This window comes from Bradyrhizobium sp. UNPA324 (genome assembly GCF_006658635.1).
Lineage (GTDB): Bacteria > Pseudomonadota > Alphaproteobacteria > Rhizobiales > Xanthobacteraceae > Bradyrhizobium > Bradyrhizobium nanningense.
In genome coordinates, this window is sequence record NZ_LFJD01000004.1 from 749,557 (window position 1) to 770,184 (window position 20,628).

General features: G+C 64.9%; 17 protein-coding genes and 1 tRNA gene. 9 read left to right on the forward strand and 9 right to left on the reverse strand.

Translation table 11 applies throughout. The features are described 5' to 3' along the window. Nucleotides 1–66: 66 nt before the first annotated feature. The 3 genes from UNPA324_RS03630 to UNPA324_RS03640 are packed head-to-tail and all read right to left on the reverse strand — an operon-like array spanning nucleotide 67 to nucleotide 2,995. Nucleotides 67–1,425, reverse strand: a complete 1,359-nt coding sequence (locus tag UNPA324_RS03630) for a TRAP transporter large permease (protein WP_128921882.1) — start codon at nucleotides 1,423–1,425, stop codon at nucleotides 67–69. Beyond that, the gene (locus tag UNPA324_RS03635; RefSeq protein ID WP_128921881.1) at nucleotides 1,422–1,976 is read right to left on the reverse strand and encodes a TRAP transporter small permease; all 555 of its coding nucleotides are present in this window, start codon (nucleotides 1,974–1,976) and stop codon (nucleotides 1,422–1,424) included. The genes UNPA324_RS03630 and UNPA324_RS03635 overlap by 4 nt, the downstream gene beginning before the upstream one ends. Beyond that, a complete protein-coding gene (locus UNPA324_RS03640) occupies nucleotides 1,973–2,995 on the reverse strand; it encodes a TRAP transporter substrate-binding protein (RefSeq protein WP_141933530.1) in 1,023 nt (340 codons plus the stop codon). The genes UNPA324_RS03635 and UNPA324_RS03640 overlap by 4 nt, the downstream gene beginning before the upstream one ends. A 332-nt stretch (nucleotides 2,996–3,327) precedes the next feature. Here UNPA324_RS03640 and UNPA324_RS03645 point away from each other — a divergent pair, with 332 nt between their 5' ends. Then, nucleotides 3,328–3,573: a pentapeptide MXKDX repeat protein gene (locus tag UNPA324_RS03645; RefSeq protein ID WP_128921879.1), complete on the forward strand. Its 246-nt coding sequence runs from the start codon at nucleotides 3,328–3,330 to the stop codon at nucleotides 3,571–3,573. A 138-nt stretch (nucleotides 3,574–3,711) separates the two neighbouring features. On the opposite strand, the gene UNPA324_RS03650 is transcribed toward UNPA324_RS03645, so the two are convergent. Then, nucleotides 3,712–4,059, reverse strand: a complete 348-nt coding sequence (locus UNPA324_RS03650) for a DUF6481 family protein (protein WP_128921878.1) — start codon at nucleotides 4,057–4,059, stop codon at nucleotides 3,712–3,714. A gap of 261 nt (nucleotides 4,060–4,320) precedes the next feature. Between UNPA324_RS03650 and UNPA324_RS03655 the strand changes: the two genes are divergently transcribed. From UNPA324_RS03655 to UNPA324_RS03665, 3 genes are all read left to right on the forward strand, one after another. After that, nucleotides 4,321–4,557 (forward strand): hypothetical protein, encoded by a 237-nt coding sequence (locus UNPA324_RS03655; RefSeq protein ID WP_128921877.1) that lies wholly within the window; start codon nucleotides 4,321–4,323, stop codon nucleotides 4,555–4,557. A gap of 81 nt (nucleotides 4,558–4,638) precedes the next feature. Further along, a complete protein-coding gene (locus UNPA324_RS03660; protein ID WP_128921876.1) occupies nucleotides 4,639–4,845 on the forward strand; it encodes a hypothetical protein in 207 nt (68 codons plus the stop codon). A 197-nt stretch (nucleotides 4,846–5,042) separates the two neighbouring features. Next, entirely contained in the window at nucleotides 5,043–5,822 is a 780-nt protein-coding gene (locus UNPA324_RS03665; protein ID WP_128921875.1) for a hypothetical protein, read from the forward strand. A gap of 388 nt (nucleotides 5,823–6,210) precedes the next feature. Here UNPA324_RS03665 and UNPA324_RS34960 read toward each other — a convergent pair whose 3' ends face one another. Then, nucleotides 6,211–6,372: a hypothetical protein gene (locus UNPA324_RS34960; RefSeq protein ID WP_164936569.1), complete on the reverse strand. Its 162-nt coding sequence runs from the start codon at nucleotides 6,370–6,372 to the stop codon at nucleotides 6,211–6,213. A gap of 694 nt (nucleotides 6,373–7,066) precedes the next feature. Here UNPA324_RS34960 and UNPA324_RS03675 point away from each other — a divergent pair. Next, nucleotides 7,067–7,303, forward strand: coding sequence for a hypothetical protein (locus tag UNPA324_RS03675; protein WP_128921873.1), 237 nt, complete (start codon nucleotides 7,067–7,069; stop codon nucleotides 7,301–7,303). A 149-nt stretch (nucleotides 7,304–7,452) separates the two neighbouring features. Here UNPA324_RS03675 and UNPA324_RS03680 read toward each other — a convergent pair whose 3' ends face one another. Then, a complete protein-coding gene (locus UNPA324_RS03680; RefSeq protein ID WP_128921872.1) occupies nucleotides 7,453–7,680 on the reverse strand; it encodes a DUF2171 domain-containing protein in 228 nt (75 codons plus the stop codon). Between the two features lie 117 nt (nucleotides 7,681–7,797). On the opposite strand from UNPA324_RS03680, the gene UNPA324_RS03685 reads away from it, so the two are divergent. Then, nucleotides 7,798–9,072: a PLP-dependent aminotransferase family protein gene (locus UNPA324_RS03685; protein ID WP_141933532.1), complete on the forward strand. Its 1,275-nt coding sequence runs from the start codon at nucleotides 7,798–7,800 to the stop codon at nucleotides 9,070–9,072. Between the two features lie 210 nt (nucleotides 9,073–9,282). Here UNPA324_RS03685 and UNPA324_RS03690 read toward each other — a convergent pair whose 3' ends face one another. From UNPA324_RS03690 to UNPA324_RS03700, 3 genes are all read right to left on the reverse strand, one after another. Then, the gene (locus tag UNPA324_RS03690; RefSeq protein WP_245471901.1) at nucleotides 9,283–9,501 is read right to left on the reverse strand and encodes a hypothetical protein; all 219 of its coding nucleotides are present in this window, start codon (nucleotides 9,499–9,501) and stop codon (nucleotides 9,283–9,285) included. 444 nt (nucleotides 9,502–9,945) lie between these two features. Then, nucleotides 9,946–10,908, reverse strand: a complete 963-nt coding sequence (locus tag UNPA324_RS03695; RefSeq protein ID WP_128921869.1) for a hypothetical protein — start codon at nucleotides 10,906–10,908, stop codon at nucleotides 9,946–9,948. Between the two features lie 9 nt (nucleotides 10,909–10,917). Beyond that, nucleotides 10,918–10,994, reverse strand: a tRNA-Arg gene (locus UNPA324_RS03700). Nucleotides 10,995–11,398: 404 nt separating this feature from the next. Here UNPA324_RS03700 and UNPA324_RS03705 point away from each other — a divergent pair. From UNPA324_RS03705 to UNPA324_RS03715, 3 genes are all read left to right on the forward strand, one after another. Beyond that, nucleotides 11,399–16,603, forward strand: a complete 5,205-nt coding sequence (locus UNPA324_RS03705) for an alpha-2-macroglobulin family protein (protein WP_141933534.1) — start codon at nucleotides 11,399–11,401, stop codon at nucleotides 16,601–16,603. 122 nt (nucleotides 16,604–16,725) lie between these two features. After that, the gene (gene pbpC, locus UNPA324_RS03710; RefSeq protein ID WP_141938673.1) at nucleotides 16,726–18,834 is read left to right on the forward strand and encodes a penicillin-binding protein 1C; all 2,109 of its coding nucleotides are present in this window, start codon (nucleotides 16,726–16,728) and stop codon (nucleotides 18,832–18,834) included. A gap of 50 nt (nucleotides 18,835–18,884) precedes the next feature. Then, nucleotides 18,885–20,627 carry an ArnT family glycosyltransferase gene (locus tag UNPA324_RS03715; protein ID WP_141933536.1) on the forward strand — a complete coding sequence of 581 codons (1,743 nt, stop codon included), beginning with the start codon at nucleotides 18,885–18,887 and terminating at the stop codon, nucleotides 20,625–20,627. The last annotated feature ends 1 nt before the right edge of the window (nucleotide 20,628 follow it).

The window sequence follows — 20,628 nt, forward strand, 5'->3', positions numbered from 1 at the left end:
TGCGCCCTCCGGACCGCGCTTTGCGCGACCGCAGGTCCAACCCACCCTACGGCACCCGTGACGCCGTCACCTGCTCCCGTCCGGCCCCATCACCAGATCCGGCAGGCCGGTTGAGATCTCCGGTACGAGGCACAGCAGCAGCACTGCGAACATCATCAGCAGCACGAAGGGCAGGGTGCCCCAGATCACCTCGCGAAGCGGAATGTCCGGCGCGACGTTGCGGATGACGAAGATGTTGAGCCCGACCGGCGGGTGGATCAGCCCCATCTCCATCACGATGGTCATGACCACGCCGAACCAGATGATGTCGAAGTTCGCGGCACGCAGCGGCGGCAGGATGATCGGCGCCGTCATCAGGATGATCGAGACCGGCGGCAGGAAGAAGCCGAGCACGACGACCATGACCAGGATCGCGAACAGCAGCTCCCAGCGCGGCAGGTGCATCGCGACGATGGATTCGGCGACCGACTGCGAGATGTGCAGATAGCTCATCACGTAGGAATAGAGCAGCGACATGCCGATGATCATCATCAGCATGGTCGATTCCCGGATGGTTGATCTCATGATGGGTGCGAGATCGCTCGGCCGCCACACGCTGTAGATCGCCGCAATCAGCGCCAGCGCAAGCAGGCCGCCGAGGCCTGCGGTTTCCGACGGCGTGGCGTAGCCGCCATAGAGCGCGATCATGACGCCGGTGAGCAGCAGCACGAAGGGGATCACGCGTGGCAGGACACTGAAACGTTCGGCCAGCGTGTATTCGTCGCGGGCGAGGATCGGAGCCTCCGGACCGCCTTTCTTGTAGATCGCTTCGGCGGCCGCATATTCCCGGCGGAAGCGGATCACGGCGTAGGTGCCGAACAGCGAGACCAGTAGCAGGCCGGGGCCGATGCCGGCGAGAAACAGCCGCCCGAGCGACTTTTCGGCTGCGACCGCGAACAGGATCATGGTGATCGAGGGCGGCAGCAGGATGCCGAGCGTGCCGCCGGCAGCGATGATGCCGGCCGCAAAGCCGCCGGAATAGCCGCGCTTGCGCATCTCGGGGATGCCGGCCGAGCCGATCGCCGAGCAGGTGGCGGGCGAGGAGCCCGCCATCGCCGCGAACAATGCGCAGGCGAACACGTTGGCAACGCCGAGGCCGCCGGGCACGCGGTGCAGCCAGGCATGCAGGGCCGAATAGAGGTCCTGGCCGGCGCGCGACTTGCCGATCGCGGCGCCCTTCAGGATGAAGAGCGGGATCGACAAGAGCGTGATCGAGGCCATCTCCTCATAGACGTTCTGCGTCACCGTATCGAGAGAGGCTGAGGGCATGTAGATGCCCATGAACACGACTGCGACCGCGCCGAGCGCGAACGCAATCGGCATCCCCGAAAACATCACGAGCAGCGTCGCAACCCCGTAGGCGAGGCCGATACCGAATACGCTCATGAACGCTTGGCTCCGGTGAAGGGCAGCGCAAGCTGCACGAGGATCTGGATGCAGAGCAGGCTCATCCCGAGCGCCATCAGCGAATATGGAATGGCGAGCGGCGGCGACCACATCGAGTTCGAGACCTGGCCGTCGACATAGGCTTCATGGGCCAGCGTCCAGGACTTCCAGGTGAAGAAGGCGCAGAACAGGAACGTGGCGGCGTCGACCAGCCAGAGCCGGATCTTGTTCGCCAGCGGCGACAATAAGCCGACGAAGGCCTCAATGCCGATATGGCCGCGGTTCTGCTGCACGTACGCAGCCGTCATGAAGGTCGCGCCGACCAGCAGGAACACCGCGGCTTCGTCCTGCCAGTAATTGGCGGCCTTGAACAGCGCACGGCTGAGCACGCTGTAGCTCAGGATCACGCAAGCAGCGACCAGCGCCACCGCTGCGAACACCACGATGACGGTGTTGAGGATGGCAAGACCGCGATCGACCGTTGCCGCAAGGCCTGTCCTTGCGACAGCGTTGGCCGTGTCGTCCCGATCCGGAAGCGGACCGTGGCTCATGCCGCGACGTCGACGGCGAGCTTGAGCAGGTTAGCCGCGGTCGCAGTCTTGGCGCTGTAATCCTTCCACGCGGTGTCGCGGGCGATGTCGCGCCACTTGCCGACGGTCGCTGCATCGAGCGCCGAGACCTTGGCGCCGGCCTTCTCGTAGACCTTGGTGACCTCGACGTCGTCATCCTGCGCACCCTTGCGGCCGAAGGCTTCGAGCTCGGTGCCCACCGTGAGCAGGATGTCCTGGTGGTTCTTCGGCAGCTTGTCGAAGATGGCCTTCGACATCATCAGCGGCTCGAGCATGAACCAGTAGGAGGCGCCGGCGCCCGAGGTCAGGGATTTGGCGACCTCTTCCAGCCGGAACGAGATCAGGCTGGTCGAGGAGGTGATGCCGGCATCGCAGGCGCCGGTCTGCATCGCCGCGTAGATTTCGTTCGAGGGCACCGAAAGCACCGAAGCGCCGGCGGTCTGGAGCACCATGTCCATCTCGCGCGAGCCGCCGCGCACCTTCATGCCCTTGGCGTCTTCCGGTGCGACGATCGGCTTGGAGCGGCTGGCGACGCCGCCAGCCTGCCACACCCAGGTGAGCAGGATGATGCCCTTGTCGGCGAGGAAGTCGGTCAGCGCCTTGCCGACCGGCTCCTTCTTCCAGCGCAAGCCCTGGTCGTAGGTGGTCACGAGGCCGGGCATCAGGCCGATATTGGTCTCCGGCAGCTCGCCTCCGGCGTAGGGCATCGGATAGAGCGAGATGTCGAGCGCGCCCTTGCGCATCGCCGAGAACTGCGCGTTGGTCTTGATCAGCGAGGAGTTCGGATAGATCTCGGCAGCCATGTCGCCATTGCTGCGCTTGGCAACTTCGGCAGCGAACATGCGGCAGAGCCGGTCCCGGAAGTCACCCTTGTCGATGGTGCCCCCTGGGAACTGGTGCGAGATCTTCAGCGTGGTCGCGGCCTGCGCGGTGCCGGTGCCAAGGCGGAGGATGGCGGGTGCGGCGACGGCTGTCGCTATCAGATGGCGGCGCGTGAGCATGGTGTGATCCCTTTGAACGTTTCTTTGAACGATTCTTGTTTGGCGTGATTGGGCGGGTCATGTGTGACCGGTGCGTAGGCCCATCCTAGCCGGTCTTTCACCCGATATTCTCTCATCTGATAGTTCGAGACCGAATGCCGCGGCAAGTGTCGGCTGTGCTGCGCTGCACACATCCGGTCGCCGCGGCAGGCTCCGGGCTCCTTCGAACGGCGGATCGCAGGCGGCACGCCAAAATTTATCGGCGGCGGCGTAACAACGCAGATCGTTCATCCGTCGAGACTGAATAGCGGCGTCCGTCGCTGACAAACACCACCTCGAAGGGAAGATGATCCATGACCATTCGCACCCGCATCGTGCTCGGCGTCTCGGCTGCCGCTCTCTCGCTTGGCCTCGCGCTGTCGCCGGCCGCTTTTGCCCAGGACAAGATGGGCAAGGATGACGGCATGATGAAAAAGGACACGATGTCCAAGGACGGCATGATGAAGAAGGACACCATGTCCAAGGACGACGGCATGAAGAAGGATCACATGACGAAGGACGGGATGAAGAAAGACGACGGGATGATGAAGAAGAACTGATCTTCGCCCCTTCGCGATCGAGGCGTTTGGCAAACAGCAAACGCGCGCTCGAATGTCTGGGGCGGTCAGCTGGACCGCCCCAAATCATGTCTTGCTTCAATTTGAATTGAACGTGACCTGCGAAGGTCACGCGTCAAATTACTTGCGCTTGGCCTTGCGGGCTGCGTAACGCGCGTCGCGCTTGGCCTTCTGCTCGGCTTCGAGCGCAGCGGCTCTCTCGGCAGCTTCCTGGGCCTCGCGCGCGACCCGCGCAGCTTCGGCGGCCTTGGCCTCTTCCTCCAGACGCTTCTGCTCGGCCTTTTCGGCCTCGCGCGCAGCCTTCGCCTCGGCGCGCTTGGCCGCCAATGCTTCACGCTCGGCACGCTTCGCCGCCACCGCGGGATCATCGGGCCCCGGTTGGGATTTGAATTTGTTCAAAAGATTCTTGCGGGCTTCCTGCGCCGCCTTTTGCCGGTCTGTGAAGCCGGGTTCCCTGAATCCACTCATCGACGAGCCTTGTCTTCCTCGCTTTCGATCCTACATCACTGCCTGTTGGTACGTCGGCTGGGCATAGCAGGCGCCGCGCGACACAGAAGCGTGTACATCGCTGCGCGTCGCGAAGCCACCCATAATCGCAGCCGATCAGGTCAACGAAAATCGCCATCCCCGACGATCTCTCGTAGCCCGGAAAAACTGCCGAATTGTGATGTCCCTCATAAGGGATCACGAGGGCGGCGCCTAGCGTCCGCCCCGATACGGAGCACGGGCATGCCGATCTCAAGATTAACCCTGAAGACGCTCTCGATTGCCCTCGTCCTGGTCGCCGTGGCCGGTGCCATGCTGCTGCTCGCGCGTCCGCAGCCCATCGAGAGCGCCGTTCTGGGTACCGGCTGGGAATGCACCCAGATCGCGTTCGTGCTCACGACCTGCGCACCGCGGATCGAGCAGGCGACCCCGGCGGTCGAAACCTCCCGCAAGGATGCGATTCGGGCGACCCGAGGCTGAACTTGACCCGAGGCGGCTGATCGGCATGTGACGGCACGTCGCAGAGGTGATAAGCTGGCGTGCCCGCACGATCAGGTCGCCATGTCCAAGCCCGAACGGGGCGAGAAGCCGAAATCCAGACCTCCATCTGGCGACAACCGCCGCGGGGCGATCGCCGGCCTGATCATTGCGATGGTGATCCTCGGCATCGGTTGGTGGCTCGCCCGGGACCTCACCGCAGCCAGCAAGATGCAGGATTGCCTGATGTCCGGGCGAAGCAACTGCAACGTGATCGAGCCGGCCCGCTAGAAGCCTCCAGCGTGGCTCTTCGCAGCCCGTTGGGGCCGAAAAATTGCCCTGATCTTAATCATTTGTAACGAGACTTCGCCGACCAAAGCAGGTCAGCTATGTCAGCCGGCATCAAGCCCGGCGCGGTCCGAATCGTCTATCGCGCCAGGCACCACGGCAATTGCGAGAGCAATCGAAAGAGCAGGGGGCAAGCACGCATGAGTGCGTCCAGCCGCATCAAGATCATTTTTCCCTTGGTTTCGGCCATGTCTTTGCTTGCGCTTTCGGCGCAGGCCCAGGACGCCAGGCCGTCGAGGGAGGTCGGCCAGGCTCCGGCCGGCCCTGCCGCCGGCGCGCCGGCTGCGAACAACCCGAACATGCGCAAGAGCCCGCCGCCACCGCAGCAGGCGGCCCGGCCCGCGCCGCAGCCGGATAGTCGGCCTCATTCCGGTCCCGGTCCGCATAACGCGGGCGGCCCGCCGTCCGTGCGTAATTACGCCAGGGGCCCCGCACCGACGCGCGATTGGGACGGACATGCCTATCGCGGCAACCGCGCTTGGGATGGCGGGCGCTGGCGCCACGAGGTTCACAACGGCCGCTCGGGCTGGTGGTGGGACGTTGGCGGCGTCTGGTATTATTATCCGCAGCGAATGGCTGGCCCGCCCGCCTACATCTCGGAAGAGTACTATGACGACGTGCCGGTGGCCTATGCTCCGCCGCCGCCTCCGGTCGCCTATGAGCCGCCACCTCCGCCGCCGCCACCGGCTGATCCCGGCGCGAGCGCGCTTGGCGGCGCCATCGTCGGCGGTGTGCTGGGCGGACTGATCTCAGGCAATGCGACAGGGGCCGCCGCCGGCGCGGTTCTCGGCGGCGCAACCGGCGCTATCACGGGCGCCGCCGCCGCTTCGCAGCCCGGCTATTACTGGGCGGAGGGCAATTGCTACTACCGCTACCCGGATGGTCAGTACGTGGCGGCCGATCCACGGGCGTGTCGTTGAGGCACGGGGGCGTGTCCTGATCTGAGAGGGGCGGGCGAAGGCCCGCCTCTTTCATTTGGGCGCGACCAACCAGTATTTTGAACACTTGTCGACGAGGTGTTCGGCGGCGCACAACAACTTCCTCAAAATAGCACTGGCTCCCGCGGCCGCTTCACGCGATTCTCAAAAGAAAAAAATGGGGCGGAGATCGATTCGCGGGGACGTGGGGCATGCTGGATGCAATCCAGATCAGCTTGGCGCTTTGGGCTATGATCGTTTGCGGCGGAATCAAGCTGGGGCAGATGATGCACTGCCTTTTCTAGCTCACCATCCCGTCGACGAGCCTTGGTCGGGTCAGAGCCTTACCTGGGAAGAAGACCTGCCTGGGAAGAAGGCATGTCGCCGTAGATCAAGCCACGAGCCAGTTGAAGAACGCCATCGCGCCCCATACCAGGCCGGCGATCCAGGCCAGCATCACGATGGCGATGGTCCCGAGATAGGCGATGCCGAGCAGGTCGCCCCTTTGTCGTTGCGTCGGGGCGTTGGCTGAGGCTGCTGCTTCTTGTGTCATGACGGAAAACACCATCGCTGCCTTCGCGCGCTCCTGGAGCGTCGGGACATTGTTAACCGAGATACCGGCCCAAGACTGTGACGCCGTTCACAGATCGTCTGAATGAAGCTCAACCTGATGGCTTCGCAATCAGCGCAAGCAATGCGGCGAGGTCGCCGGGGCGCTCGCCCCGTCCGGCAAACGACGTCACCCCGCAATCATACGGATGAAATTGCCATGCGCTTGTCCAGATGGCGAGCTACGGTCGGCCGCATGTGTACCAAGTACGACCCACAGCGTGAGGCGGAGGCCGCAATGAAGCGGGCCGCGGCGTCGGAAGGCGCCGACCGGCAACGCCTGATTCAGCTCGCTTTGGCCTGGCACGAGCTCGCGCGCGAGCGGCGCGACGAGCGGGCGGACTGAGGACATTCCATGAGGAAATTGGCGGGACAGGCCGAGGTCGATCAGCCGCTCGATCCCGCATGAGAAAGCCCCGTGCTCGGGGGACAAGCACGGGGCCCTTCAAAGCCGATCGGGGCTGGCAGATCGGCACCACTTGATTTCATGGCGTCAACGAGCTGGTCGTGATCTCGTTCCGCGCGGCCTTCACATTTTACCATTCGGCCGTGGTTCGATGCGCCTGGCGTTGCCCGGGGCGGCCCGCTTGGCTCGCGCTCGAACAGGAACATCCGTTCCTTGCGGACGTTGGCCAGTTATGACCGACCCCGAGCTGCGCGCACAGTCTTTTGAGATTGCCTGGACATACCTCGACCGATCCGGCCTGCTCACGGGAGAGCACCGGGAGTCAGCCCGCTTCATCCTAAACAGGATCGACCGCATGATGCTGCGAGGAGAGCGGCGCAGGCTGCTGCTGTCGAATGCCGCGATCGACGCATACCGTTTGCGGCCGGGTACTCGCGAGGCTGAATGCGTGAACAAGTTGGTTGGATGAAACGCGACATTAAGAAATGCGCCGCGCTGATTTTTCCGGTTGCGATTCGTGCTTTGGGAACGAAGCGGAGTCGGATCGTGAACAAACAAAAGGCCCCCGAAGGGGCCAAGTGCCTTAGAGCCAAGTGCCTTAGAAGATACCAGGCGTCTTTAGGCGGCTTCCGTCTTCGGGACTGCGTCGGCATTCACTGAAAGCTTGACGACATCGCCTTCGACGGCACCGACATATTTCGTGTCGATGTAGTGATGATGGTCCTTGTGACCTTCCGGGCTGTCCTTCTTGGTCAGCTTGATCCGGTTGCCCTCGACGCGGTCGACGGTGCCGACATGTGCGCCGTCCTTGCCGATGATTTTCATGTGCTCTCTGATGTCAGCCATGTGATCCTCCTTGGCTTAGGTCTCAACTGCGAACATCGACGTTCGTTGCAGCAGGCGCGCGTTGGACCCGGGAGGCTTTCCGCACGTTGAAAGGCGATCGGATCTATCAAGACGCGCATGGAGACCATTCAGGCCTATCTCGAACGGAAGCATGAGGAACTCGGGCTGTTGAACGACTGCCTGAGACGTCGGCTCGATTTGGCGCGTCCGCGATCGGTCGACGAGGTCGTCAGGTTCAAATTCCAGCTCACGGCGGCGCTGAGGGCGGAGTACGAGCTGCACGAGTGGAAGGCGACGGAGACGGCCTGGTCGCAGACGACCGATCCCGCGAGCGGGCCTTTCGAATTCAGTTACGATTACCAGCGGGCCGATCTGACGGTGCGCGGTCCTTCATTCTATGAGCTCGACAGCGGCTGCGCGAGCACGGCGATCTACACTGCCTCGGGCATGGCCGCGATCTCCGCCGTGCTGCTCGCCTCCGCGCAAATCGTCGAGGAGGCTGATATCCTGGTGCTTCCGGGCTCGTACGGCGAGACACTGGAGCTGATCCGGGGCTTTATTCCTCATTTGCGGCTCGAGGTTTTGAGCCTGCCGCTGGGCGATGCGCTTGCTCCGGCGGATTCGCCGCGGATTCTTCTGTTAGATTCCTGCTCCGTCGCCGGCGCTTTCGAGGCGGTGCTACGCTGTGACGGCTCCGTCCTTGATCTTCTGATCTGCGACACGACCTGCTTTGCGGGCAGGTCGGGCCGGATCCGGCGCATCCTGAGGTGGGCCCGGCGATACGCAATTCCGCTGGTGCTGGTGCGAAGTCACAACAAGCTCGATTCGCTCGGAGCGGAATATGGCCGGCTCGGCTCGGCGGTTTTCGTGGATGACAATGAGCACGAGCCACGGGCGGAGCATCGTTGGAGGCGTCTTTCGGCCGAAACGCGCAACGCGGTGCGACTTTTCGGCGGCGCGGCGTTGCCGGCGCACTTCCCGCCCTTTGTGGGCAGCGCGGCCTATTGGGGCCTCACGAAGCGGCGTGTTGCAGCGATCTTGCGCAACGGCCGAAACATGGCTTGCCATTTTGCTGCGAAGCTCCCGGAGCTTTCAGCCGAACTCCATTTCGCCCACGGTCTCTACGTCACCCTCCGGGGCAGGCGCCCCCTCGACGAAACGAGCGCGCGGCAGGCGGCCGAGGACATGAGCAACGAACTCCGTGGAGAAGGCTTTCCGATCCGCCACGCCGGCAGCTTCGGTTTCGACTTCGCCGCGACCGAGTGGTTTCACGACGCGACCACGGACCAGTACAGCGTTCGGGTAGCGGTCCCCGACTTGCCGACGGATTTGTGGGACGATCTCACCGCGGCGGTTGCGCGGTGGTGGCGGGACCATCAGTCGGCAGGCTGATTGCATTTGACGTCGTCATGCCCGGGCTTGTCCCGGGCATCCACGTTCTTTTTGCTGCGGCCACGGCGTGGATGGCCGGGACAGGGCCGGCCATGACGATGCGGAGACTATCGTGCCCAGAAACGGTCCGGCTCATACAGAGGGGCCCTGCATCAGTCGGCGGGCGGTGAAGAATGAATGTTTCGCCGATAGCCCAGGAGGGCGCCTCAATCAGTCGATCGCCAGGCAATGCTCCAGCTGCGGCTTCTCGTGGCCGCGACGCGCCCACTCCTGAACGGCGAAGGCAAGCTGATGCTGCCCCATCGCGGCGCCGACGACGGAGGCCTGAGCCATCTCGATGGGCTTTGTGACCACATTGGTGTTCACCACACCTGCGTCAATTGCCAAATACGACATCGCGACGATTGCCACCGCAGATGCGATCGCCATTCTCGTCCACTCGGATTGCTGCATTCAAAAAACCTGTCGGGCGTATCTCGCCCGGCGGATAGATAGGGCTGATCCACGCCGCGCAAAGGCCGGCGTATGGTTACCCACGCGTTCGTGAAGAACGGTTGATCGGCAAATGAGACTGGCGATCCCGGCAGGAATGGCAACAACACGAAGAATCAATCGATTAACGGTCGCGGTTAGCCGGCTTGTTTTACGCCCGTTCTCGAACGCTAGCCAATCGGCCTTCCTTTCGCGCTGACGCTCGTCTATTAGGCTGCCATGCGTAGAACTGACCCTGCCGCCGCATCAGCCGCCAGGCTGATGCTGCAATTCCGGATCGAGCGAATGGCGAAATGGGTCGGCAGGATCAGCGCTATGCTGGTTCCGCTAGCCACGATCGTCGCGCTCATTTTCTGGCGCCGACCGTGACACTCGGAGCGGTCATCGCCAGCGGGTCTGCGTTTCGACTTTGCGCCCGAGCACCGCACTCACTTTGGCGAAGATTCTGAAGCCTCTTACGTGCAGTCGGGTGTACGGAATCGTGCCTGGCTGCGGCTGAAAGCGCCGGCCATTTTTCTCCTTCCAGCGTTGCAGCTGCCACTGCATGTAGCGCTTGTGGGCGATCCGGTAGTAGTGGCCGAAGGCGGGGTGCATCGTGGCGATGGGAATCGCGTGGACGCGCAGGCACTCCGACAGTGCGATCTGCTCGATGGTGAGCTGCCGCGCGCCATGAAAGAGCACGGCGTCGATCCAGGCGATAGCGTCCTGCACCACGGGAAGATGCCGCTCTGGATCAACCGCGGTGAGCCCGCTGTTGTATTCAACGGCAAGATTTGGATCGTAGCGATAGGGGCCGACGTTCGGCAGATCGGTCGTGAACCCGGCGAGTTGGGGCATAGGATTGCGACCGTGGCGGCGATCGACGGCAACCGCGCCGGAGCTTAGCGCCGGCAACAGCCGCTCGAAGAAGCCCTCGCGGAAGAAGGTGTCAGTGTCGGCCATAACGCAGTAGTTCGAGCTCGTCGTCATCTCCTTCAGGAGGACGCATGGCTTAATGCGGTGATGGTAAAGCCCGCCGCGGGAAAACTCCGAAATCTCGCCCGAGATGTCCACCAGCCGGATCGGCAAATCGGCGTAGCGCGCCGGCTTGTCGGTGTAGACAACGACATCCAAAGGGAACGGTCGACCCCAATAGAGCAAAGTCGAGAGACTATATCGCAGCTCAAGTTGGAGCCGTTCCATGTCGCCGTATTCGACATAGATAAATGTGAGCCCCCGGGCCATCATCGATGCAGTTCCAATAGATCGATGCTGCAACCAGTAGCCGAGTTTTCGAACAGGAACAATCGCAGTCTTTTCCTGGCGGGCGGCCCGTGATCTGGGCTGGCGAATCGGGCTGGACAACAATGAGGCTGGCGATCCCGGCAGGACTCGAACCTGCAACCCGCGGAGTAGAAATCCGCTACTCTATCCAGTTGAGCTACGGGACCGTCTGGAGCCCCTCCGGTTTGGGGGCTGGCTGTTCATCTACCATGCCATTATGAAAAATATCGTCTTTCGCCAAGCCTGAACCGAACCGTTTTCCTCAATGCCGCGACAAAGCGAGACGGTGGCATGTCAGGGTGCCGGGGTGAGCGGCAGCGGACTGGACGATGGATCACATCGCCGGGAACGCTGGCCAGCTTCCGGGATAGGGTCGCCGGACGACGGGTCAGGTATTGCTGCGCCATCAGGACGGCGTGCGCGGCGGTATTTTGATCGGTCTCCTCTGGGCTTGCCTTTCCATGGCGAATGCGACGATTTGCACCTTTGGTTCCATCGCCTTGAGTCCGTCACCTTTCCGCGCATCTCATGCTGCCTGCGGGCGGCTGTCCGCGATTTCCGGGAGTCCATCATGATCGGTCTTGTTCGCGCCGTCACATTCTGCGCCGCGCTGGCGCTCGGCCTTTGCGCGGCGCACGCTGCCGACAAGGCGTTCAAGCGCGACGACCTCGCCGATTCCGCGATCAAGCTGGAGGCCCAGATCAAGAGCGAGGCGGGGCCGGTCGCCAAGACCAGCGCGACGCTGAAGACGGACGCCGACGCCGCTTTCCGGCGCAACGATTATCGCACCGGGCTGTCGGTGCTCGGCCAGATCGCGGCAACCGCACCGGAAGACACCGGCAACTGGCTGCGGCTCGCCAAGGTGATCTTCCAGATCTCGCCGAAGAGCTCGAGCGAGCAGACTTTCCTGCTGGAGCGCGCCTCGACCGCGGCCTACATCGCCTACCAGCGCGCCGGCAATCCGGGCGAGGAGGCCGACGCGCTCGCCGTGCTCGGCAAGTCGCTGGCCGAACGCAAGCTGTGGCGGCCGGCGCTGGATGCGCTGCGGCTGTCGCTCGACATGCGCGAGGTCGCCGACGTCCGCGGCCAATATGAGAAAATGCGCGACGAGCACGGCTTCAGGCTGCTCGACTATACCGTGGACTCGGACTCGGCGAGCCCGCGCGCCTGCTTCCAGTTCTCCGAGGAACTGGCCAAGCGCACCGACTTCGCGCCGTTCCTGGCGCTGGCGGGCCAGGACAAGCCGGCGCTGTCTGCCGAGGGCAAGCAGCTCTGCGTCGACGGGCTGAAGCACGGCGAGCGCTACAACATCAATTTGCGCGCCGGCCTGCCGTCCACGGTGAAGGAAGGCCTGCCGAAATCGGCCGAGTTCAACATCTATGTGCGCGACCGCAAGCCGTTCGTGCGCTTCACCAGCCGGGCCTATGTGCTGCCGAGGACCGGGCAGCGCGGCATTCCCGTGGTCAGCGTCAACACGCCCGCGGTCAACATCAACGTGTTCCGGATCGGTGACCGCAACCTGATCAACACGGTGGTTGACAGCGACCTCCAGAAGACGCTGTCCAAGTATCAGCTCAGCGATCTCGGCGACGAGCGCGGGGTCAAGGTCTGGACCGGCGAACTCGCGACCGCGATGACGCTGAACCAGGACGTCACCACGGCATTCCCGGTCGACCAGGCGCTCGGCGAGCTTCAGCCCGGCGTCTACGTGATGACGGCCGCGGCCAAGGGCCCGGGCTCGGACGACGATTATCAGCTAGCAACGCAATGGTTCATCGTTTCCGATCTCGGCGTGTCGGCCTATTCCGGCAATGACGGCATCCACGTGTTCGTCAACTCGCTGGCCTCGACCGATCCGGTCGGTAAGGCCGAGGTGCGGCTGGTTGCCCGCAACAACGAAATCCTGGCGACCCGCAAGACCGACGACAGCGGCCATGTGCTGTTCGAGGCCGGCCTTGCACGCGGCGAGGGCGGCCTGTCGCCGGCGATGCTGACGGTCACCGGCGAGAAGGCCGATTATGCCTTCCTCAGCCTGAAGTCCTCCGCCTTCGACCTGTCCGACCGCGGCGTCTCCGGCCGCGTGGTGCCTGCAGGCGCCGATGCCTTCGTCTATGCCGAGCGCGGCGTCTACCGTTCCAGCGAGACCGTCTATCTCACCGCGCTCTTGCGCGACGGGCAGGGCAATGCCGTCGCCGGCGGCCCGCTGACGCTGGTGATCGAACGCCCCGACGGCGTCGAATTCCGCCGTGCCCTGCTGGCCGACCAGGGTGCCGGCGGCCGGACGCTGGCCGTGCCGCTCAATTCGGCCGTGCCGACCGGGACGTGGCGGGTGCGCGCCTTCACTGACCCGAAGGGTTCTTCGGTCGGCGAGACCACCTTCATGGTCGAGGATTACGTCCCTGACAGGATCGAATTCGACTTGTCGGCCAAGGACAAGCTGATCAAGGCTAACGCTCCAGTGGAGCTTAAGGCGGACGGCCATTTCCTCTATGGCGCGCCTGCCTCGGGGCTTGCACTCGAAGGCGATATGCTGGTCGCGCCTGCGGCCGAGCGTCCGGGCTTTGCCGGCTACCAGTTCGGCGTCGCCGACGAGGAGACCAATTCGAACGAGCGCACGCCGCTGGAGAACCTGCCCGAGGCCGACGCCAATGGCGTTGCGACCTTCCCGGTGACGCTGGACAAGCAGCCGGTCTCGACCCGGCCGCAGGAGGCGCAGATCTTCGTCCGCATGGTCGAGACCGGCGGCCGTGCCGTCGAGCGCAAGATCGTGCTGCCGGTCGCGCCCTCCGCGGCGCAGATCGGCGTCAAGCCGCTGTTCGGCGACAAGAACGTCGCCGAGGGCGACAAGGCCGAGTTCGACGTCGTGTTCGTCTCGCCCGAGGGCGAGAAGCTGCGCCGCGACGGCCTGCGCTACGAGCTCCTGAAGATGGAGTCGCGCTACCAATGGTATCGCCAGAACAATTACTGGGAGTACGAGCCGGTCAAGTCGACCTCGCGCGTCGCCGACGGTGACGTCACCGTTGCGGCCGACAAGCCGGCGCGGATTTCGCTCAGCCCCCAGCCGGGCCGCTACCGGCTCGATGTGAAGTCGAGCGACGCCGATGGCCCAGTGACCTCGGTGCAGTTCGACGTCGGCTGGTATTCCGACGGCAGCGCCGACACGCCGGACCTGCTGGAGACCTCGATCGATAAGCCGCAATATTCCTCCGGCGACACCATGACGGTGTCGGTCAACGTCCGCAGCGCCGGCAAGCTGACCATCAACGTGCTCGGCGACCGCCTGCTGACGACCCAGACCATCGACGTCAAGGAAGGCACCGCGCAAGTGAAGCTCCCGGTCGGCAAGGACTGGGGCACGGGCGCCTACGTGGTGGCGACGCTGCGTCGTCCGCTCGATGCCGCTGCCCAGCGCATGCCGGGCCGTGCGATCGGGCTGAAATGGTTCGGCATCGACAAGCAGACCCGCACCTTGCAGGTGAAGGTGTCGCCGCCGGCGCTGGTCCGGCCGAATTCGACGCTGAAGATCCCGGTCAAGCTCGACGGGCTCAATCCGGGCGAGGACGCCAAGATCGTCATCGCTGCGGTCGACGTCGGCATCCTCAACCTCACCAATTACAAGCCGCCGGCTCCGGACGATTACTATCTCGGCCAGCGTCGCCTGAGTGCCGAGATCCGCGATCTCTATGGGCAATTGATCGACGGCATGTCCGGCACGCGCGGCCAGATCAAGTCCGGCGGCGATGCGGGTGCGGGCGAGCTCCAGGGCTCGCCGCCCACGCAAAAGCCGCTCGCGCTCTATTCCGGCATCGTGACCGTCGCCGCTGACGGCACCGCGGAAGTCAGCTTCGACATTCCCGAGTTCGCCGGCACCGCGCGCGTGATGGCAGTGGCGTGGACCGCGACCAAGCTCGGCCGCACCAACACCGACGTCGTGATCCGCGACCCTGTTGTGCTGACCACGACCCTGCCGCGCTTCCTCCTCAATGGCGACCACGGCACGGTCAACCTCGAGATCGACAATGTCGAGGGCCAGGCCGGCGACTACGTCATCAACGTCAAGACCGGCGGGCCGCTGAAGATGACCGGCAATCCCGCGACCACGGTCAAGCTCGCCGCCAAGCAGCGCAATTCCTTCTCGCTCGCGGTCGACGCAACCGCGGCGGGGCAGGCGACGCTCGACGTCGATATCAAGGGGCCGAACGGCCTGACGCTGGCGCGCCATTACGCGCTCGACGTCAAGGCGGCGACGCAGGTGCTGGCACGGCGCTCGATCCGGACCCTTGCGAAGGGCGAGAGCCTGACGCTGACCTCGGACATGTTCTCCGACCTCGTGCCGGGCACCGGCAGCGTCTCGGTATCGGCGAGCCTGTCGACCGCGCTCGACGCCGCGACGATCCTCAAAGCGCTCGACCGCTACCCCTATGGCTGCTCGGAGCAGATCACGAGCCGCGCCATGCCGCTGCTCTATGTCAACGACCTTGCGGCCGGCGCGCATCTCGCCATGGACACCGAAGTCGACCAGCGCATCCGCGATGCGATCGAGCGGCTCTTGGCGCGCCAGGGCTCGAACGGCTCGTTCGGTCTGTGGTCGGCGGGCGGCGACGATGCCTGGCTCGACGCCTACGTGACGGACTTCCTGACCCGTGCCCGTGAAAAGGGCTTTGCGGTGCCGGACGTGCTGTTCAAGAACGCGCTCGACCGCATCCGCAACTCGGTCGTTAACGCGAACGAGCCGGAGAAGGACGGCGGCCGCGATCTCGCTTACGGCCTCTACGTGCTCGCGCGCAACGGCGCTGCGCCAATCGGCGACCTTCGCTATCTCGCCGACACCAAGCTGAGCAACCTCGCGACGCCGATCGCGAAGTCGCAGCTCGCGGCGGCACTCGCTCTGGTCGGCGACCGCAACCGTGCGGAGCGGGTCTATGGCGCCGCGCTCGACAGCCTCGCGCCGAAGCCGGTGCTGGAGTTCGGACGCACCGACTACGGCTCGCAGCTGCGCGATGCCGCAGCTTTGGTGTCGCTTGCCAGCGAAGGCAACGCGCCGAAGGCGACGCTGACGCAAGCGGTGTCGCGGGTCGAGACCGCGCGCGGGCTGACGCCCTACACCTCGACGCAGGAGAATGCGTGGCTGGTGCTGGCGGCGCGGGCGCTCGCCAAGGAGAACCTGTCCATGGAAGTGGACGGTCAGCCCGTGAAGACTGCGCTGTACCGCAGCTACAAGGCGGATACGCTGAGCGGCAAGCCGCTGAAGATCTCCAACACCGGCGATGCGCCGGTGCAGGCGGTCGTCTCGGTGTCGGGTTCGCCGGTGACGCCGGAGCCGGCGGCGTCGAACGGCTTCAAGATCGAGCGCAATTACTTCACGCTCGACGGCAAGCCGGCCGACATCAGCAAGGTCAAGCAGAACCAGCGCTTCGCGGTGGTGCTGAAAATCACCGAGGCCAAGCCCGAGTACGGCCATATCATGGTGTCCGACTATCTGCCGGCCGGCCTCGAGATCGACAATCCGCAGTTGGTCTCGTCCGGCGACAGCGGCACGCTGGACTGGATCGAAGACGGCGAGGAGCCCGAAAACACCGAATTCCGCGACGACCGCTTCACCGCGGCGGTCGATCGGGCCTCGGATTCCAAATCGGTCTTCACCGTCGCCTATGTCGTGCGCGCGGTGTCGCCGGGCAAATACGTGCTGCCGCAGGCCTATGTCGAGGACATGTACAATCCCTCGCGCTATGGCCGCACCGGCACGGGGACGGTTGAGGTGCGGGCGGCGAAGTGAGTGGCGATTGAATGAGCGCAACGGAGCCGCATACACAGTCGTCATGCCCGGGCAAGAGCGCGAAGCGCGTCTTCGCGCAGATGTCCCGGGCATCCACGACCTGCGGCACGGCCGGCAAGAACGTGGATGGCCGGGACAAGCCCGGCCATGACGGAGCACGGGGCAGAGGGCTTCGCATCCTCTCAGCCGCCGCTCTCACCTTCATCCTCGCCATCATCGGCTTCGTCGCATGGGTCTACTCGCTCGGCCCGCTGCCGCTCGACGAGGCGCGTCAGGTCTCCACCACCATTGTCGACCGCAACGGCAAGCTGCTACGGGCCTATGCGATGGCAGATGGCCGCTGGCGGCTGCCGGTCGATGCCAGGTCCAACGTCGACCCGACCTATCTCAAACTGCTCTTCGCCTATGAAGACCAGCGCTTCTACGCCCATGACGGCATCGACCCGCTGGCGTTGGGGCGGGCTGCGCTACAGCTCACGACGCGCGGCCACATCGTCTCGGGCGGCTCGACGATCACCATGCAGCTCGCGCGGCTGATGGAGCCCAGACGTCAGCGCTCGCTCCATGCCAAGCTGCGGCAGATGGTGCGCGCGATCGAGATCGAGCGCAGCATGAGCAAGGAGCGGATTCTCGACCTCTATCTCGCGCTGGCGCCTTATGGCGGCAATCTCGAAGGCATCCGCGCCGCCTCGATCGGGTATCTCGGCAAGGAGCCGAAGCGCCTGTCGCTGGCCGAGGCCGCGCTGCTGGTCGCGCTGCCGCAATCGCCGGAGACGCGCAGGCTCGATCGCCATCCGGAGGCCGCGCGCAAGGCGCGCGACCGCGTGCTCGATCGCATGGTCGAGGAGCAAGTCGTCAGCGCAGACGACGCACGGCAGGCCAAGGCCGTGCCCGTGCCAAAACTGCGCAAGCCGATGCCGATCCTGGCGCCGCATGCGTCGGATACCGCGTTGGCCACCGTCAAGGACAAGCCGGTCATCAAGCTGACGTTGGACGCGAACCTGCAGAAGGTGCTGGAGCCGCTGGCGCGCGACCGCGCCATTGCGCTCGGGCCGAACATCTCGGTCGGCATCATCGTGGTCGACAATGAGAGCGGAGACGTGCTCGCCCGCGTCGGTTCGGCCGATTATTTCGACGAGAGCCGGGCAGGGCAGGTCGACATGACCCGCGCGATCCGTTCGCCGGGCTCGACGCTAAAACCCTTCATCTACGGGCTCGCCTTCGAAGACGGCTTCGTTCATCCGGAAAGCCTGATCGACGATCGTCCCGCCCGCTTCGGCTCCTATGCGCCGGAAAATTTCGACATGACCTTCCAGGGCACGGTGCCGGTGAAGAAGGCGCTGCAATTGTCGCTCAACGTCCCGGCGATCGTGCTGCTCGACCGCGTCGGCTCCAGCCGGCTCGCGTCGCGGCTGCGCCAGGCCGGCGGCAATCTGGTGCTGCCCAAAGATGAAGCGCCGGGGCTCGCGATGGGGCTCGGTGGCGTCGGCGTGACGCTGCAGGATATCGCCCAGCTCTATGCGGGCTTCGCCCGTCTCGGCACCACCAAGCCGCTGCGCGAGGTCATGGCTGACAAGGACGACCGCGAGCCGCTCCGGTTACTGGATCAGGTCGCGGCCTGGCAGGTCGGCAACGTGCTCTTGGGAACGCCGCCGCCGGAGAATGCCGCTCACAACCGTATCGCCTTCAAGACCGGGACCTCCTACGGCTATCGCGACGCCTGGTCGGTCGGGTTCGACGGCCGGATGACCATCGGCGTCTGGGTTGGCCGGCCCGACGGCGCGCCGGTTCCGGGCCTGATCGGGCGGGTCGCCGCTGCACCGATTCTGTTCGATGCCTTTGCCCGCACCGGCAAGACGCTGGCCCCATTGCCGAAGCCGCCAAGGGGAACTCTGCTTGCCAGCAACACCAAGCTGCCGTTGCCGCTGAAGCGGTTCCGTCCCGTGGGGGAGCTGGTGCGGACCGGCCGCGAGCAGTCGCTTCACATCCAGTTTCCGCTGAACGGCTCGCGGATCGATGTCGATCGTTCCGGGGGGCAGGAGAGCGCAGCAATGCCGGTCAAGGTCGCCGGCGGCGTTCTGCCGATGACCGTCATGGTTAACGGCACGGCGCTTGGGGAGATCGACGGCCGCCGCCAGCGCCTGATCGATCCACCTGGTCCCGGCTTTGCGCGGCTCACCGTGATCGATGCCACTGGCGCCGCGGACACAGTCGTCATTCGAATTCAATGAAGCTGGCTCAAGCGGTTGTGGCGATGGCGGTTTCAGCGTAAGCGGAACCAATGGCCGAGACCTACCCATCCCCCCGTTTTGGAGCACCCCGCGAGCCGAAATCGCCGGCAAATCCGGGCAGCGGGCTCGTGCGCATGCTCGATGTGGTCACGGCCAGCCACGCCCGCGCCATCGCCTTCCTGCTGCTGTGCGCGCTGCTGTTGTTCCTGCCGGGCTTCTTCACGATCCCCCCGATCGATCGCGACGAGGCGCGGTTTGCCCAGGCCACCAAGCAGATGGTCGAGAGCGGCGACTACGTCGATATCCGCTTCCAGGAGGACGTCCGCTACAAGAAGCCGGTCGGCATCTACTGGTTGCAATCGGCGACGGTGGAAGCGGCCTCGATGCTCAAGCTGCCGAAAGCCGAGTTGCGGATCTGGGTCTACCGGCTGCCGTCGCTGTTCGGGGCGATCGGCGCCGTGCTCATGACCTATTGGGCCGCGCTCGGCTTCGTCACACGGCGCGCCGCGGTGCTGGCGGCGCTGATGATGTGCGCTTCGGTGCTGCTCGGCGTCGAGGCGCGGCTCGCCAAGACCGACGCGATGCTGCTGTTCTGCGTGGTCGCCGCGATGGGGGCGATGGCGCGGGCCTATCTGTCCTGGCAGCGCGCCGAGGACGAGACCCATCCGCCCTGGAGTTGGCCCGCGATCTTCTGGACCGCGCTTGCGGTGGGCATCCTGATCAAGGGCCCGCTGATCTTGATGTTCGCAGGCCTGACCATCGTTGCGCTCGCGATCCAGGACCGCGATGCCTCCTGGCTGTGGAAGCTGCGTCCGGTCTGGGGCCTGATGTGGATGCTGGTGCTGGTGCTGCCCTGGTTCGTCGCGATCTTCTGGCGCGCGGGCGATGCCTTTTTCGCCGATTCCGTCGGCGGCGACATGCTGAGCAAGATAGGGGCTCAGGAATCCCATGGCGCCCCGCCCGGACTTTACCTGGCGCTGTTCTGGATCACGTTCTGGCCCGGCGCGCCGCTGGCGGCGATGGCGGCGCCCGCGGTGTGGCGGGCGCGGCGCGAGCCCGGCGCGCAGTTTCTGCTGGCCTGGCTGATCCCGTCCTGGATCGTGTTCGAGGCGGTGCTGACCAAGCTGCCGCACTACGTGCTGCCGCTCTATCCGGCGATCGCCATCCTCACCGCCGGTGCGGTGGAGCGGCGCGTGCTGTCGCGCTCCTGGCTGATGCGCGGTTCGGCCTGGTGGTTCGCGATTCCCGCAGCCGCCTCGATCATCGCGGTGGTCGGCGCGGTGATGCTGACGCGGCAGCCGGCCTTCGTGGCCTGGCCGTTCATCGCGGCGTCGCTGATCTTCGGCCTGTTCGCCTGGTGGCTCTACGACAACAATCGCGCCGAGCGCTCGCTGCTCAACGCGCTGGTTGCGGCCCTGATGCTGGCGGTGACGGTGTACGGCATCGTGCTGCCGTCGCTGGCGCCGCTGTTTCCGAGCATCGAAGTCGCCCGCGCGCTCCGCAACGTCACCTGCGTCGGGCCGAAGGCGGCGGCTGCCGGCTATCACGAGCCGAGCCTCGTCTTTCTGACGGGCACCCAGACGGTGCTCACCGACGGGTCGGGCGCGGCGGATTTCCTGCGGCAAGGAAGCTGCCGATTTGCGCTGATCGAGCAGCGCTCGGAGCGCAGCTTCGCGCAGCGCGCCGAGGCGATCGGGCTGCGCTATAAGGTCGGCATCCGCATCGACGGCTACAATTTCTCGCAAGGCCGCGCGATCTCGATCGCGATCTTCCGCTCGGAAGGCACCGAATAGG